The sequence below is a fragment of the Lactobacillus sp. W8174 genome (assembly GCF_016100975.1).
Classification (GTDB): domain Bacteria; phylum Bacillota; class Bacilli; order Lactobacillales; family Lactobacillaceae; genus Lactobacillus; species Lactobacillus juensis.
The window spans coordinates 26,306-41,789 of the sequence record NZ_JACFRN010000004.1; the positions used below are offsets into that span (position 1 = coordinate 26,306).

14 protein-coding genes are annotated in these 15,484 nt (G+C 36.7%); 4 read left to right on the forward strand and 10 right to left on the reverse strand.

Going from position 1 to position 15,484, the window contains the following annotated elements:
* Positions 1-5: 5 nt before the first annotated feature.
* From H3U49_RS06205 to H3U49_RS06235, 7 genes are all read right to left on the reverse strand, one after another.
* Entirely contained in the window at positions 6-1,337 is a 1,332-nt protein-coding gene (locus tag H3U49_RS06205) for a PTS sugar transporter subunit IIC (protein WP_198180572.1), read from the reverse strand.
* 23 nt (positions 1,338-1,360) lie between these two features.
* Positions 1,361-1,666, reverse strand: a complete 306-nt coding sequence (locus H3U49_RS06210) for a PTS sugar transporter subunit IIB (protein ID WP_034980994.1) — start codon at positions 1,664-1,666, stop codon at positions 1,361-1,363.
* 21 nt (positions 1,667-1,687) lie between these two features.
* On the reverse strand, positions 1,688-3,766 hold the full coding sequence (locus H3U49_RS06215) for a PTS sugar transporter subunit IIA (protein ID WP_198180574.1): 2,079 nt from the start codon (positions 3,764-3,766) through the stop codon (positions 1,688-1,690).
* Between the two features lie 196 nt (positions 3,767-3,962).
* On the reverse strand, positions 3,963-4,616 hold the full coding sequence (gene deoC / locus H3U49_RS06220) for a deoxyribose-phosphate aldolase (protein ID WP_198180576.1): 654 nt from the start codon (positions 4,614-4,616) through the stop codon (positions 3,963-3,965).
* 231 nt (positions 4,617-4,847) lie between these two features.
* Positions 4,848-5,051: an FMN-binding protein gene (locus tag H3U49_RS06225; protein ID WP_198180577.1), complete on the reverse strand. Its 204-nt coding sequence runs from the start codon at positions 5,049-5,051 to the stop codon at positions 4,848-4,850.
* Positions 5,052-5,091: 40 nt separating this feature from the next.
* Positions 5,092-6,387: an adenylosuccinate lyase gene (purB, locus tag H3U49_RS06230; protein WP_198180578.1), complete on the reverse strand. Its 1,296-nt coding sequence runs from the start codon at positions 6,385-6,387 to the stop codon at positions 5,092-5,094.
* Positions 6,388-6,390: 3 nt separating this feature from the next.
* Positions 6,391-7,680: an adenylosuccinate synthase gene (locus H3U49_RS06235; RefSeq protein ID WP_198180579.1), complete on the reverse strand. Its 1,290-nt coding sequence runs from the start codon at positions 7,678-7,680 to the stop codon at positions 6,391-6,393.
* A 194-nt stretch (positions 7,681-7,874) separates the two neighbouring features.
* On the opposite strand from H3U49_RS06235, the gene H3U49_RS06240 reads away from it, so the two are divergent.
* From H3U49_RS06240 to H3U49_RS06255, 4 genes are all read left to right on the forward strand, one after another.
* Positions 7,875-8,867: a GMP reductase gene (locus H3U49_RS06240; RefSeq protein WP_198180580.1), complete on the forward strand. Its 993-nt coding sequence runs from the start codon at positions 7,875-7,877 to the stop codon at positions 8,865-8,867.
* Positions 8,868-9,173: 306 nt separating this feature from the next.
* On the forward strand, positions 9,174-9,719 hold the full coding sequence (locus tag H3U49_RS06245) for a hypothetical protein (RefSeq protein WP_198180581.1): 546 nt from the start codon (positions 9,174-9,176) through the stop codon (positions 9,717-9,719).
* Between the two features lie 43 nt (positions 9,720-9,762).
* Positions 9,763-10,365: a hypothetical protein gene (locus H3U49_RS06250; RefSeq protein WP_198180583.1), complete on the forward strand. Its 603-nt coding sequence runs from the start codon at positions 9,763-9,765 to the stop codon at positions 10,363-10,365.
* A gap of 51 nt (positions 10,366-10,416) precedes the next feature.
* Complete coding sequence (locus H3U49_RS06255) at positions 10,417-11,430, forward strand: SLAP domain-containing protein (RefSeq protein WP_198180585.1); 1,014 nt, start codon at positions 10,417-10,419, stop codon at positions 11,428-11,430.
* A 108-nt stretch (positions 11,431-11,538) separates the two neighbouring features.
* Here the strand turns inward: H3U49_RS06255 and H3U49_RS06260 are convergent, their stop codons facing one another.
* The 3 genes from H3U49_RS06260 to H3U49_RS06270 form a co-directional block, all read right to left on the reverse strand.
* Positions 11,539-13,239 carry an adenine deaminase C-terminal domain-containing protein gene (locus H3U49_RS06260; protein WP_198180592.1) on the reverse strand — a complete coding sequence of 567 codons (1,701 nt, stop codon included), beginning with the start codon at positions 13,237-13,239 and terminating at the stop codon, positions 11,539-11,541.
* 62 nt (positions 13,240-13,301) lie between these two features.
* A complete protein-coding gene (locus H3U49_RS06265) occupies positions 13,302-14,357 on the reverse strand; it encodes an ABC transporter substrate-binding protein (RefSeq protein WP_198180594.1) in 1,056 nt (351 codons plus the stop codon).
* 60 nt (positions 14,358-14,417) lie between these two features.
* Positions 14,418-15,470 (reverse strand): PotD/PotF family extracellular solute-binding protein, encoded by a 1,053-nt coding sequence (locus H3U49_RS06270; RefSeq protein ID WP_034978370.1) that lies wholly within the window; start codon positions 15,468-15,470, stop codon positions 14,418-14,420.
* Between the last annotated feature and the right edge of the window lie 14 nt (positions 15,471-15,484).

Genomic DNA, 15,484 nt, shown 5'->3' on the forward strand with positions numbered 1-15,484 from the left:
AGTAATTAGCCAAAGGCATGAAAGGCCGGTGCAATAACCCACAGATATAATAAAGCAGCGGTAATGGTATCAACATCTGTAGCTGTGGCGTTTACAAAGCCAACTGATGATAATGCGCCAACCAAAAGTGCTGGAAGCAAGGTAATAAACAAACCATGTGCAATACCACCAACGATGGCACCACGTTTGCCGCCAATTGCATTACCAAAGATTCCTGCAGTACCGCCCGCAAAGAAATTGGTAGTCATACCTGGCAAGATAACTGCTAGTCCTACTAATGGGGACAAGAACATGCCAATCACTGTCCCAATAGTTGTCGTTATGAAGCCAATAATGACTGCATTTGGTGAATATGGGAATAAAACTGGACAGTCAAGAGCAGGTACTGAGTTAGGAACTACCTTCATAGCAATACCACGAAAGGCAGGAACAATTTCACCTAACATCAAACGAACCCCTGAAAGCATTACATAAACACCAACTGTAAATTCAATAGCTTGTAAAAAGGCATAAATAATGTAGTTTACGCTTCCTGCAGCTCCTCCAGCAGCTTTAATGGACCAGTAGGGACCAGCAAAAGCAGCAGTAATAATGTATAAAGGTACCATTACTACCATAATAGAAAGGGAATTATCCTGTAAAAATGACATACTCTTAGGCAGCTTTACGTGTTCCCAAGAATCTTTTCTTTCCTTAATGTTAGTTACGTGTTGATCAACTTTGCGGTCTCTAACTAGCCAGGCCACGCCTGCCTCAACTAAATATCCAATTGTACAAAAGTGACCCAGGGCAATTGCATTGCTGCCAGTAATTTTACGTACAATTGGTTGCGCTAATGCCGGCATTGCAATGGCAAAAATACCACCTATAATACTACCCATTAAGATTAACGGAAAACCTTTTAAGCCGGCAAAGTGACCACCAATAACAGTCATAGTTGCCATCCACAATAAAGCTTGTCCGGTTAAAAAGACATACTTCCATTTAGTAAATCTGGCTATGATAATGTTCACAATGAAAATACCTAAAAGAGTTAAGGCAATACTATTACCTAAACCCAACTTGTTCATTGCCTGACCATTAATGGCTTCAATACTAGGTACAATACCTTTGGTATGAAAACCATGCTGAAAAATTACTGCAAAATAAGCTAAACTTTGTTGAATAATTGTCGAACCAGCGGACAAAACTTCAAATCCAAGCAAAGTTTTAAGCGTACCACTTATGACCGCTCCTATTTTTTTACCTTGTAATATTAATCCCAGCATCGCAATTAATGAAATTAAAATTGCTGCCTGAGTAAGGATATTGTTAATTATCCATTGAATAACGACCATTTCTCTCACTCCTTTTTATAAACTTAACTATCTGCAATTTGTTTCACAACTGGTAAAACTTTTTCTTTAATTTCGTCTTTATCCACGATATTGTCTAAATAGACAAATTTGGTTTTGGGATCAATTTGCATATTAGCAAATTGAGACTCAAAATTGCTTGCTGAAACAATAACATCGGCATTGAGTGAAGGTGCATCTGAAATCGAATCATGATCTGAATTAACTTCGATACCGGCTTCACTAAAAACATCATCTGCTTCCATCTGACAAGCTAAGCTTGAGCCCAAGCCATTGCCGCAAATAAAGAACACTGTAGGTACTTTTGCCATATTTTTACACTCCTAACTCTATTATCTTTCTACGCCAAACAAGGTCTTTTTAAAACTTGCTTTATCTTCCTTATTAAATAGTTCTTCAATCTTATTTGGCTTATTTATTAAATCCACAATTGCTTTTAGAACATTTAAATGTGAGTAGCTGTCAATTGCTGATAAAACAAAAATGATTTTTACTGGATCGTTTGCTTTATTACCAAATTTTATTGGCTCAGCCAGTGATGCTACACTAACATCCAATTTTGCAACCCCGTCCTCTGGTCTTGCATGGGCCAAAGCAATTCCAGGACCTATGACAATATACGGCCCAAATTTTTTAACTGATTCTTCCATTGCAGCAACATAATCTTCATTAATTGATTTATTTTTTATTAGCGGTTGGCTAGTCTTTTCAATCGCTTCACGCCAATTATCAGCTGTTATGTGTATTTGGATCTTGTCATCAGTTAACAAATCTTCAAGCATTGGCCTCACCTCCCTCTCTTTTATTTCAATATGATGTTCAGAAAAAATTTCAATTAACTTGTCTACCAAGCGGGCCGAAACATTTTTTCTGGTTTCTGTCTCAATTAGCGAAATGGTGTCTTTAAGTAAATTCTTCTTAACTGAAGGACTTTGTTTTAAAGACAGCATATGTTTTTTTATGTCTGCTTTGGCAATAAATTTCTTTAACTCCTGATAGTCTTGCTTTCTCGGCACAGGAGGCATTTTAAAGCTGGGGACCATTCCCGTTGATTCATTGATTGTCTTAACGACAAAATCTATGTTTAGCTTTCTTAAAGAATTTATATCTTGTAATCCCAAAACTGCCACAACTTCAACATTCATGTTTCGGGAAATATTGGCAGCCAAAAGTTGACCGGTAGCCTCACCATAATTGCAAAGAACAGCAATTCTATAAAAGTTGTTTTCCTTAACGCTTTCTTCATAATACGTACTAAAGTAAACGGTTATAAAAGCTCTCTCTCCTGCTGAAACATTTTTACTGTATTTGCTTTCAAAAAAAGCTGAAATATCTTGATAAATAGTTGCATAATTGGTCTTAAGCACGTCAGTTAACGGATTAAATACCTCAATATGATTTTCCTGCCTTTGCAAGAATGCTGAAATATGTGAATTAAGCTGTTCATAAAGTTGTTCAGAATCACGGTAATTAATTTTTTCTACGTCACTCATATAATCTATTAGCCGTAAAGTCAGAAGTTCCGATTCCGCCCACTTGTCAATTCTTACCTCTTTCTCACCCAAAAATGTTTTAAGAATAAAAGTCATATAGCTTTTTTCATTTTCCGGAACTGTCAGCTCCAACTTACCCAGCAAATTGTTCACAGAGTTCATAATTCTAGTATTAGCAATTTCTAAATTGGAAACCTGACTGTCATCAAGATATTGCTTTTCCTGCAAGCGTCTAATCCAAATGGCCATTAAAACAGAAATTTGTGCTTCTCTAGCAGAAACTCCTTCGTAACGACCACCAAGTATTAGTTCCTTAGCAACTTTATTAGTTTGCTCAAGTATGTTGGGATTTAAATAATCAATTACTATTTGGTAACTATCACTTCCTTCAAAGCTGCCTTTTTCCGTTAATTGTGAAATATCAATATTTTCAACAATTAATTGTTGAATCATTGTTCTGATATTTCTTTCAGCACCTTCAATTTTTGCTCCTTGTTGCGTATCTAAGGTCAGAGAATATTTAGCAAGAAATTCTCTAACCTGACGCATATCCTTGTCCATTGTGCTTTTACTTATATTCAGCCGCTTTTGTTCTTCATAAATTTTTACCTGGCGAGGAGCTTTTAAAAAACTGATAATGATATGAAGTTGCCTTTCTTTAGGATCAAGAAATGTATCCGAACTAATTTTTAAAGAGTGAGATAAGGAATGCCTGGCATCCAAATCAAGACAAAAATAAAGTTGCCCCCGCTTATTAGAAATTCCAGTAATTGAAAGGTCACTTAAAGTTCTGTTAATATCATCTACATCATTTCTGATAGTTCTGGAAGAAACATTCAAGGCTTGACTCAATTCATCGATTGATAAATTTTCTTTATCAAGCAACTCATTTATTATCAGTAATTGCCGGTCTTTCATATTCCTCACCTCAATTCAAATAATACGTTACCGCTTACATATAAAAAAGAGTTTATTGTTTCCAATTTCTTTTGAAAAATAAGACACATAGTCTACCTACTTTCAACAAAATTATGCAAAAAACTACACTAAAAAAGAAGACACCTTGCGTTAACAACTATTGTGTCTTCTTTAAATACTCTATTTTGCGCTAAATCTATGATTCTTTTATTATTTTTAGACTTGCACTTGCCCCTAATCTAGTAGCTCCACTAGCAATCATTTGGCAGGCTTCAGCTTTAGTATGAATGCCGCCTGCTGCTTTGATGCCCATTTTAGTTCCGACGGTTGCGGCCATAATCTTAACATCTTCTGCTCTAGCTCCATATTTTGCAAAGCCAGTTGACGTTTTCACGAAATCAGCACCAGATTTTTCTGCTATCAAGCATGCTTTTTTTATTTGCTGCGAATTAAGAAAACAATTTTCAAGAATTACTTTTACCTTTTTTCCCTTTGAATGTACCGCTTCGACAACCGCTTTTTCATCTTTAAGCACTACATCATAGTCTTCAGAAAGAAACGCTCCGATATTTTGAACCATATCACATTCATCGGCACCATTTGCGACTGCTTGTGTTGCTTCAAAAACTTTAGTTTCAGTAGTAGTTGCTCCTAGGGGAAAACCAATCACCGTTACAGTATTAATTTTTGTTCCTTGTAATTTTTCACTCACATATTTTACCCAAAAAGGATTTACACAGACAGACGCAAATTGATATTTTTTAGCCTCTGAAATCACCTTATCAATTTGCTCTTGAGTCGCATTTGGTTCCAATAAAGTATGATCAATATATCTATTAAGTTTTTCCATTACCTTTTCTCCTATTCTGCAAATAAAGTAGTTATAAATATAGATTAATTGGTTAAGAAATTTTTTAAAAGCACTTTCTTTTTCAAAATTCTCAGGTAAATTCATAAACAATGTTTCAGTTTAATGATTACCAGGTTAACTTGCCCTAACTTCATAATACAAAAAGCAGGTCATAAGTTTTAACCAAATTTATGACCTGTTTTAAATGCTTATTAAATTCTTGATAAATATCTATTTAATTTTGCTTAATACATCCCCGATAGCATCTTTCAATCCTCTAGTAGTATTAGAGGCGCCCGAAACTGCATCTACGTCAACCTTATTTTCAGCGACCATTTTTTGAGGTAATTCGTTAATAGCTTTTTGGCCATAATCATCAGATTCAACTTGTTTCAGCACCTCAACTTTTTTATTTATCAGCAATTTAAATTCCATGACAAAAAGCAGCTCACTATTAAGTGAACTGCTTTACTAATTATTCTAAACCAACTTTTTTAAAGATTTCATCAACATGACGCAAATGGTAATGATAATCAAATGCATCAGCTACATCATCTTCTGAAAGATAGTCCATGATTAGACTATCTTCAACTAATTTTCTAAAGGAAATCCCTTCGTTCCACGATCTCGTGGTTAATTTTTGAACCATATCATAGGCATCTTCACGAGAAAGACCAGCCTCATCAATCAGTTTTAATAATAAGCGCTGGGAATAAATCAACCCATAAGTTTTATCCATGTTCTTAAGCATGGTTTCTGGGAAAACATCAAGGTTAGTCAAAATGCGGTTAAAACGATTGAGCATATAATCAATACCAATTGTCGTATCAGGTAAAATTACACGTTCAGCACTGGAATGGGAAATATCGCGTTCATGCCAAAGTGATACATCCTCATAAGCAGTTATAATATGACCCCGTAAAACCCGTGCCATTCCACAAAGATTTTCTGAGCCAATAGGATTACGTTTGTGAGGCATTGCTGAAGAACCTTTTTGCCCTGCACGGAAGTGTTCTTCTACTTCATGGATTTCAGAGCGTTGCAAACTTCTAATTTCGGTTGCCCAATTTTCAATACTTGTGGCTATTAGCGCCAAAGTAGCAATATATTCAGCATGCAAATCGCGTGGCAATACTTGACTGGTAATTGGCTGCTGAGTTAAGTCTAGCTGCTTTAAGACACTGGTTTCAACAGCTGGTGGTACGTTAGCAAAAGTCCCAACGGCACCGGAAATTTTTCCTGATTCTACTCCCTTTGCTGCATGATCAAAGCGTTCGATATCACGCTTAATTTCCGCATACCAACGAGCTAGTTTCAAGCCAAAAGTAGTGGGTTCAGCTTGCACACCATGCGTGCGCCCCATTTCCACCGTATTTTTATATTTACGTGCTTTTTCAGCAATCGTCTTTTTTAGTTCATGCAGATCTTGGCGAATAATCTCATCTGCCTGTTTTAAAATATAACCCTGCGCCGTATCTACAACATCCGTCGAAGTCAGACCAAAGTGCACCCACTTTTTCTCAGGACCCAGGCTTTCAGAAACCGTTCGTGTAAAAGCAACCACGTCATGATGAGTTACCTGCTCCAATTCTGCCACCCGCTCTGGCGTGAAGCTGGCATTTTGGGCAATTTTAGCAGCATCTTCTTGAGGCACTTCCCCTAATTCACTCCAGGCATTGGTAGCAGCAATTTCTACTTTTAGCCATGCTTCGTATTTATTTTCATCAGACCATATTTTACCCATTTCAGGGCGAGTATAACGTTCCAGCATAAATTACATTTCCCACGGATTTTGTAACACTATTGTTTGTTCACGGTCAGGACCTACCGAAACAGTAACTAAAGGTATACCCACAAGTTCTGAAACGCGGTTTAAAAACTTCTGTGCGTTTTCTGGCAAGTCAGACCAAGTCTTAGCACCTGTAATATCTTCTTTCCAAGCAGGTAATTCTTCGTAAACCGGTTGGCAACGATCCAATTCTTTTAGACTAGCAGGATAGTAATCAATTTTTTGACCATCAAGTTCATAAGCAGTTGCAATTTTAATAGTGTCAAAACCGCTAAAAATATCAAGCAAGTTAAGACTTAAACCATTGATGCCAGCAACACGTTTAGCGTGACGTAAAGCGACTGAATCAAACCAGCCCACGCGCCGAGGACGACCGGTAACTGTGCCATATTCATGAGCAGTTTCGCGAATACGGTCACCAGTTTCATCTAATAATTCGGTAGGAAAAGGACCAGCACCAACGCGAGTGGTATAAGCTTTGCAGACACCGATGATACTTTTTACCCGGTTAGCACCAACACCGATACCACTGGCAATGCCGCCGGAAATGGTGTTCGATGAGGTTACAAAGGGATAGGTTCCTTCATCTATATCAAGCATAATTCCCTGTGCACCCTCAAATAACACTTTTTCATTATTATCCAGAGCATCATTAACTAACACTGAAGTGTCTGTGACGTATTTTTTCATTTTTTGACCATATTCATAATACTTAGTGAAAATGTCATCAAATTTCAGTGCCGGCTTGCCGTAAATCTTAGTGAAAATGTTGTTTTTCTGAATCAAGTTAGCACGTAATTTTGCTGCAAAAGTGTCTTTTTCAAGGAGATCACAAACACGAATACCAATTCTGGACGCTTTATCCATGTAAGCAGGTCCAATACCGTTTTTAGTAGTACCGATTTTTTGATCGCCTTTTGCTTCTTCTTGATATTCATCTTGCTTGATATGATATGGCATGATGATATGAGCACGATTGGAAATTTTCAATTTGCTAGTGTCAATTCCCTTTTCAGCCAGATTTTTTAATTCACCAAATAAAACTTCAGGATTAATAACTACGCCATTACCGATTACGGCCCCTTCTTTTGACGCAAAAATACCTGATGGAATTAAACGCATCTTAAAATCTTGACCATTGATTTCAATAGTATGGCCAGCATTATTACCACCATTGGAACGAACAGTATAAGCTGCTTCATTACTCAAAAAATCAGTAATTTTGCCCTTTCCTTCGTCGCCCCATTGGCTACCAACGACTGCAACTGCTGTCATTTTTATTCACCTCATTAAATTTCTACAAATATCACGTAAATAGTCTAGCAATTTACCATTCTTTAGTCAAATTTAAATGCGAATTATTATAGCAAGTTTATTTTTAATAGTTCGATTTTTATATTGACAAAAAAAGCATTTTTGATTATAGTTACTTCGTTTGTAAAGATATTTATTTAGGAGCCGATTTACTTATGAGCAATTATTTCAGTATGGAAGCCTTTGATTATGATGATATCCAGCTTGTGCCCAATAAGGGCATCATTAAAAGCCGTCATGACGCGGATACCAGTGTTAAGTTCGGAAACCGAACATTTAAAATACCTGTCGTACCTGCCAACATGGAAAGCGTCATTAACGATGATTTGGCGGTTTGGCTGGCCCAAAACGGCTACTACTATGTCATGCACCGCTTTCAACCGGAAAAACGACTCGCTTTTATCAAAATGATGCATGAAAAAGGCCTATTTGCTTCTATATCTGTTGGTATTAAAAAAGGCGAATATGATTTTATCGATCAACTAGTTGCTGAAAACATTAAGCCTGAATATATCACGATTGATGTCGCCCACGGTCATTCTATCTATGTAATTGATATGATCAAATACATTAAAGAAAAATTACCTGATACTTTCTTAACAGCAGGTAATATTGCAACTCCTGAAGCCGTACGTGAATTAGAAGGCGCAGGGGCAGACGCTACAAAAGTTGGTGTTGGCCCTGGCCGCGCATGCATTACCAAACTTAAAACTGGTTTTGGTACTGGTGGCTGGCAACTAGCTGCTTTAAGAATGTGCAGTAAAGTGGCCAGCAAGCCATTGATTGCAGATGGCGGTATCCGTTATAACGGCGATATAGCAAAATCAATTCGTTTTGGCGCTACCATGGTTATGATTGGTTCAATGCTTGCAGGGCATGAAGAGTCACCTGGTAATGTAATCAAAATTAACGGTAAAACCTATAAGCAATATTGGGGCTCTGCTTCGGAAGTGCAAAAAGGAGCTTATCGCAATGTTGAGGGTAAACAGATGCTTGTTCCCTACCGCGGTCATATTGCTGACACGCTAAGAGAAATGCAAGAAGACTTGCAATCCTCAATTTCATATGCCGGGGGCAGAGATCTTAGTTCAATTAAATTAGTTGATTATGTGATTGTTAAAAATACAATCATGAATGGTGACAAATAAGTAAGTTATTTTCTTATCTCTAAATTGTTAAATATGGTAGCAATTTGTATTTCCTGTTAAAATAATGTTATCCCAGTTCTGTAAATAGTCAGTGCTGGGATTTTTTGTATTCAAATTTGAAGAAATTGTTCCCTAGTTAAAGTCTATTCTACTGGCAGCAATCAGAAAGAAACTCACACATTTTCAATTAGTTGCCTGGTATTTCTTTATTTATGCTTTTTTATCCGTTTTAAAGTGTTACACGAAGCATAGAAAGCGTATAATTTGTTTGTAGTGAAGTTAAATTTTGTATAGAGGTAATAAAAAATGAAATTTAAAAAAGTGATTATGTTGGCAGCCGCCTTAATAAGTGTTGGCACGATTGGGAGTTTTATTAATACGCCAAGTAATGTGCAAGCTAAGCAAACTAAGGCAGTTTTTCCTAAAAGCTGGCGTGGAACATGGTACTCATATAATTCCAAGACAAAGAAAATCGATAAGATGACATTCACTAAAACAAAACAAATATATTACGAAAATGGCCACCAGTATCCTAAATTGTTAAAAGCTAAACCTAAGGTCATGCCTAAACCTAGTAAAAAAACAAGATCTTGGGTTTATTTATCAAATAAAATGACTCAGAAAGGCTATACTTGGACAGGAGTTGGCATTTGGGGTTACCCTGACGAAGGTACGCTTGATTGGTATAATGTTGCTAAATTAGATGGAAATAAAGTTTTAGGTTATGCAGAATATCAGAATGTTTATTGGTATGTAGATAGTCACTGGTACCAGACAGCTAAACTTGCCAAAAAGTTAAAAGATCGCAAATATCCAAATTACGACTTTATTATTGGCGGTGATGACTTATAAATTTATCCATATATTCTTATTTTGTTTTTAAAGGGAATAAATAATGAAGAAAAAATCAGTTGTTAAAATTATTGCTACTTTTTTTGTGCTATTGACTGGCCTTATTCTATTTTCACCTAAAAGCATTAGTGCATCTGCTATAACAATTAAAGCAGATTTTGATAAAAAATATTATAACGTTAATTCTACTAAAAAGGCTTATAGTGATTGGGTAGGAAATGTTACTTTTTTCACTCGACATCTAAAAGTTAACACGGGAAAGCCAATGTTCTTTACTCCAAGCATATATGTTGTTAATAAAAAGGCGACGGGACTTTCTGCTAAAGAAGATGGTATTTACATAAATAACATCGACCACAAAAGATTTGTACATGGTCGTGTTTATTTAATGCGATTTCGCTTTGATCTCTCTCACCTTAAGCCAGGGAAAAAATATCGTTTTAAAAATGACATGCTCCTCAATAGCCCACATTATGCTAAATATCGGTGGTTTACTCAGAAGGCTTCACGCAAAGGCAATCTTTCCAATAGTACCCACCTTCCTCAAGTAGACCTGTATGTCAACTGTGGCGCCAAGAAATCATTTTTAAAAAAAGTAATGCATAATAATAAAAAGATCGTTAATTCGAAAATTAAATTATATTAATTTAATAATTTTTTGGCTAATAAGCTTTATTATTTTATGAAGGGAGAAGCAATGAAGAAAAAGAATTTTATTGTAATAATTGCCAGTATTTTAATATTACTAGGTACTGGTTCATTTAGTAGTCCGCAACCAGTATCTGCTGCTAAACATCAAATATTTGTGTCCAGCAAAACATATGTCTACGATCACAAGGGCAAGAAAACCAAAAAAGTATATAAAAAGAGTAGGAGCCTTTACTATACTTCTATTAAAAAGATTAAAGGCTATAAATATTATCGTATCGGTAAAAATAAATACATTCACTATTACGATGGCTTACCGCTTAATATAGTCAAAACTCCAAAAAATAGGCCTGCTAAAAACGGGGCAAGTTTGATGGATTTTATGGCAAATGATAGTTCGCTAACTACTGCTCAAAGAGAAGAAGCACAAAAAGCAGCCACTTTACTAAGAACAGGCAAAATTGATAGTCAAGCGCAAAAAGGTGCACCATCATGGTTCAATACTTATGTCAAGCTAGGTGGCAAAGATGATGCCACCAGCAACGTTAATATTAAAGCTTCTCTTCAGAGTCTTGCCAATGCAAATAAGGAAAGAACTAAAGCTGGAGTTGGTGCGTTAAAGATTTCTCCAACTTCTACAGCCATTTCCATGATTGATGCGGATTATCAAAAACGGGGTTCCTTAAATCATCCGGGCTTTTATGGTTATCATTTCAACCTGGAAAATCTTTCTGCCGGTGCTGAGCCAATTAGCAACTGGATGACTGAAAAAGTAGCCTGGGAATGGAACGTAAAGAAAAGTCCTAGCCTAGCGCCCTATGAGTTCACTCCTAATTGGGCAGACCCTGTATATAATCAGGCTGTCTTAGGAACAAACGGTTATAGAATGGCAGGACATTATACCAATTTATTAAATAAGGGACATCGCGTAATGGGCATGGCTCACATGACTCAAACCCCTTATGGTGCTGCTGATGCTTTTAACGCAACTAGTGAAGGTGAAGATGGCGCAATTACTTTAAGCCAATATAAGGCTATAGTAAAAGAATGGTTAAAGAAATAAACACCTTCACGTCTTAAGTATGAAAAAATCTGTTAGTTTATATTGTGAAATCTCACAATATCTGACTAGCAGATTTTTTGGTCATTATTTAATTATTTTTTTCACTCTCTACTTAATTTCTTCAAAAAGAGGAATCTTTTTCTGACTTTTGACCTCAAATAGACCCTTATCTGAAATTTTAATGGTTGGTGAGACCAGTAAAGACAAAGTAGAAAATGACATAATCTCGTTAGGATTTTTATACCCTAGTTCCTGCAGTGTTTTGCGCACCTTGCCTATTTCTGTGCCTAAAACAGACATTGGTTGGTCACTGGCAACACCGCCAATAGCTAATTTTGCATTGGCAACTATTTTATCACCCTTTGCTGCAATATAGCCGCCCTGCTGTTCAACCAGTTGATTCTGAATCTTGAGCATTGCGGCAGTATTCGTACCCATGATCATTATGTTGTGGTGATCATGAGCCCAAGTCGCTCCTACCGCACCGTCTTTTATAATACCGCGGTCAACAAAACCAAGACTATAATGTCCGCTGCCGCTATAACGGTCTTGCACCATAATCAGTGCAAAACCGGCTTTTTGCCATTGAACTATGTGATCTTTTACCTCAAGTTTTTCTTGAATATGGTTAGTAAAAGTACCTACAGGATTAAGTTGAATAATATTTGCCAATACTTCTCCGTTTGCGACTAAATCTGTTTTAACCACAAAGTCATCAGGTAATAATTTAGGCGCGTTAACGGAATGACGCAACTCTGGCAAAAATTGGTAACCTGTCTGCTCTTTGATATCTGCTGCATTAATTCCATTTTTATAAACAGCTGTGATTGACAAATCCTGCAGATCATCTAGGATAACAAAATCAGCTACTCGGCCAGGAGCAATTGCACCTCTATCCCATAATCCCATATGGCGAGCCGGTGTATAGGTAGCTATATAAATTGCTTCTTCTGGTGTCATCCCCATTTTGATTGCTTTTTTCACCAAATAGTTCAAGTGACCGTGAAGCAGAGTGTCAGGCATAGAATCATCAGTCACCAGAGCAACATGTTCAAAGTAGTTATTCTTAATGATCGTGTCAATTACTTCCTGCAGCATTGATTTTAGTTGCACCTCAACAAACATGCCATTTGGAACTTTTTCATTAACTAAGGCAGCTGTCTGTTCCGTATGGTCAGTGGTAACTCCAGCATAGATAACTTTAGCCAGATCTTCACCAGCATATGCCGGCACATGTCCTTCAAGAGGCATTGTAGGTTTTTCCTCACGACAAACTTTGATAATGTCTTTAATCAAGGTTTTATGCGGAGAAGTCATATCCTTAAAGTTCATCACTTCGCCTAAACAAATAAAGCGCGGATCTTTAAGCAGTTCTTGTAATTCTTTCACGCCAATTTTGCCACCTGTCGTTTCCATATCCGGATTCGTTGATGGAACTGAAGATGGAATGCCAAAGAAAATATCAATTGGCGACGGCTCTGCAATGAAATTTTTTAGTCCCTTGATTCCAGCAACATTTGTTACTTCATGGTCGTCAGCAATAATTGTTGTTGTACCGTATTTTAAAATTGTTTGTCCCATAATCGCAGGAGTGGTCATGGATGAGTCAATATGCATGTGAGCATCAACAAATCCTGGGATTAGATACTTACCCTTGAGATTAATTGTCTTTTTAGCCCTAATTCCTGGTAAATCCTGGTTAACCCAATAGAATTTGCCATTTTTGACTGTAACTTGAGTATCAACAAATTTACGTAAAAAAACATTAAAAACATGGCCATTTTTTATCAAAAGATCAACTTGTGTCATTTTTCTCCCCCATAAACAACGAAAGAGTTGAAATATTCCAACCCTTCATTTTTAATTACTATTTACCGATTCATAATTTTATTCCATTGATTAACCCATGAAGACAAATGGCTATTAACATAGAAGAAATTCATGCTCTTTGCGCGTTTTGCCACATCCCCATAAGTCTTATTAGCAGCTTCAGCCGGTGTTAACTTAACTTGCGTGTTAACTGGGGCGTTATTAAGTGATTTTGCACTGGCACATCTCTTTTGAATAGCTTCACTTAGTCTAAAATTAATATACTTATAAGCAGCATCTGTATTCTTGCTATTCTTTAAAATGGCAACAACGTTGCTGTTAGAATATGTACCTGATGCTGGAACAATGTATTTAAGTCCTGGATTAGTAGCCTGCAACATGCTGATAGCATAGTCGCCAACAACGGCCACACTGATTTCACCTGTTTTGAACATATTAGTTAAATCTGAACTTTGGTCGTATGTCTTAACCACATTAGGCTTCAATTCTTTCATGGCCTTGAAAGCCGCCTTACCACCGTCGCTTGGGACATCGACTTTAGCATGGCGACCCGCAATATACAGCATTGCAGGACCAAAAGTTGTTACGATATCAGGAATTGCAATCTTGCCCTTTAACTTTTTAGACCACAGTTGATCCCATTCTGTAATATGAACTTTTTTAGGATTATAAATTATACCTACGCTGTTAACAGTATAAGGAACGGTACCTGTGTCTTTAGCCAGCTTTTGTTCACTACTGGATAAATATTTAAAATCTTTGATTTTAGAAAAATCTACTTTTTTATACAACTTCTTTTTCGTACCCGCATAAGCATTCTTTTGTGCCACTTCAATCACGTCAACTGAAGAATTAGGATTATGCTCAATTTGGGTTAAGCTCGTAGTTGTATCTGCAGCAAATTGTGCTGAAACTTTAACGTTATTTTTCTTAGCAAAAGGATTGAGTACATCTGATCTCATTTGCTTAGTCAAGATGCCGAACGTAGAAACAACTAACTTGCCACCGTTTGCTTTAGAAGAACAAGCTGAAGTAGCAATAGCTGCTCCCGCAACAATTAAACTTGCTACCATTAAACATACTTTTTTAATTTTCATAATAGACCTTTCCGAAAATCATACTTGCCTTATTAATGAAGGCAAGTTCTTTTTTGATAATTATTGGTTCATAATTTTATTCCATTGACTGATCCATGAAGGCATCTGCTTGTTCACGTAATAAAAGTCAATAGTTTTTGCTCTTTGTGCGATCGCACCATATGTTTTATTGGCAGCTTCTGCAGCAGTCAATTTTACTTGTGAATTAACCGGTGCATTATTAAGAGATTTTGCACTGGCGACTTTCTTTTGGTTAGCTTCACTTATACGAAAGTCAATATACTTATATGCCGCTTGAGTATTCTTACTGTTTTTCAAAATTGCAATATTATCGTAGTTAGCATATGTTCCTGAAGCTGGTACCAGATACTTCAAACTAGGATTAGTGGCCTGCAGCATGCTGATTGAAAAATCACCTACAACCGCTGCGGTAATTTCTCCCGTTTTAAACATATTGCTTAAATCTGAACTTTGAGAATATGTTTTAACAACGTTCGGCTTTAACTGCTTTAACGCTTTGAAGGCAGCCTTGCCATCATCCTTGGTTACGCTGACTTTAGCATGGTCCCCTGCCACATAAAGCATTGCAGGACCAAAAGTTGTTACAATATCAGGAATTGCAATCTTGCCTTTTAAGTTCTTAGACCATAAGTCATCCCAACTTTTAATGTGAACCTTTTTCGGATTATAAATAATGCCAAAACTGTTAACAGTATACGGAACAGTATTAGTATCTTTTGCCAACTTTTGCTGGTCAGCTGATAAATACTTGAAATTTTTGAGTTTGGAGAAATCCAATTTTTTAAAGAGTTTCTTTTTGGCTCCTGTAATTGCATTGTTTTGTGCCAATTCAATGACATCTACAGGTGAATTAGAATTGTGCTCAATCTGAGTTAGGCGAGTTGAGCTGTCCCCAAACTGTGTAGACACCTTAACATTGTTTTTCTTAGCATATGGATCAAGCACGTCGGAGCGCATCTGCTTAGTTGCTAAGCCAAAAGTAGAAACCGTCAGTTTACCGCTGCCAGCATTAGAAGAGCAAGCGGAAGTTGCCAAAGTTGTACCGGCAATGATAAAACTAGCTGCTAACAAACAAGCTTTTTTAAATTTCATAACAAAACCTTTCT

Excerpts from the sequence above, each read along its gene's own strand:
- H3U49_RS06205 (WP_198180572.1), bottom strand. The coding sequence starts at position 1,337 with ATGGTCGTTATTCAATGGATAATTAACAATATCCTTACTCAGGCAGCA.
- H3U49_RS06210 (WP_034980994.1), bottom strand. The coding sequence starts at position 1,666 with ATGGCAAAAGTACCTACAGTGTTCTTTATTTGCGGCAATGGCTTGGGC.
- H3U49_RS06215 (WP_198180574.1), bottom strand. The coding sequence starts at position 3,766 with ATGAAAGACCGGCAATTACTGATAATAAATGAGTTGCTTGATAAAGAA.
- deoC (WP_198180576.1), bottom strand. The coding sequence starts at position 4,616 with ATGGAAAAACTTAATAGATATATTGATCATACTTTATTGGAACCAAAT.
- H3U49_RS06225 (WP_198180577.1), bottom strand. The coding sequence starts at position 5,051 with ATGGAATTTAAATTGCTGATAAATAAAAAAGTTGAGGTGCTGAAACAA.
- purB (WP_198180578.1), bottom strand. The coding sequence starts at position 6,387 with ATGCTGGAACGTTATACTCGCCCTGAAATGGGTAAAATATGGTCTGAT.
- H3U49_RS06235 (WP_198180579.1), bottom strand. The coding sequence starts at position 7,680 with ATGACAGCAGTTGCAGTCGTTGGTAGCCAATGGGGCGACGAAGGAAAG.
- H3U49_RS06240 (WP_198180580.1), top strand. The coding sequence starts at position 7,875 with ATGAGCAATTATTTCAGTATGGAAGCCTTTGATTATGATGATATCCAG.
- H3U49_RS06245 (WP_198180581.1), top strand. The coding sequence starts at position 9,174 with ATGAAATTTAAAAAAGTGATTATGTTGGCAGCCGCCTTAATAAGTGTT.
- H3U49_RS06250 (WP_198180583.1), top strand. The coding sequence starts at position 9,763 with ATGAAGAAAAAATCAGTTGTTAAAATTATTGCTACTTTTTTTGTGCTA.
- H3U49_RS06255 (WP_198180585.1), top strand. The coding sequence starts at position 10,417 with ATGAAGAAAAAGAATTTTATTGTAATAATTGCCAGTATTTTAATATTA.
- H3U49_RS06260 (WP_198180592.1), bottom strand. The coding sequence starts at position 13,239 with ATGACACAAGTTGATCTTTTGATAAAAAATGGCCATGTTTTTAATGTT.
- H3U49_RS06265 (WP_198180594.1), bottom strand. The coding sequence starts at position 14,357 with ATGAAAATTAAAAAAGTATGTTTAATGGTAGCAAGTTTAATTGTTGCG.
- H3U49_RS06270 (WP_034978370.1), bottom strand. The coding sequence starts at position 15,470 with ATGAAATTTAAAAAAGCTTGTTTGTTAGCAGCTAGTTTTATCATTGCC.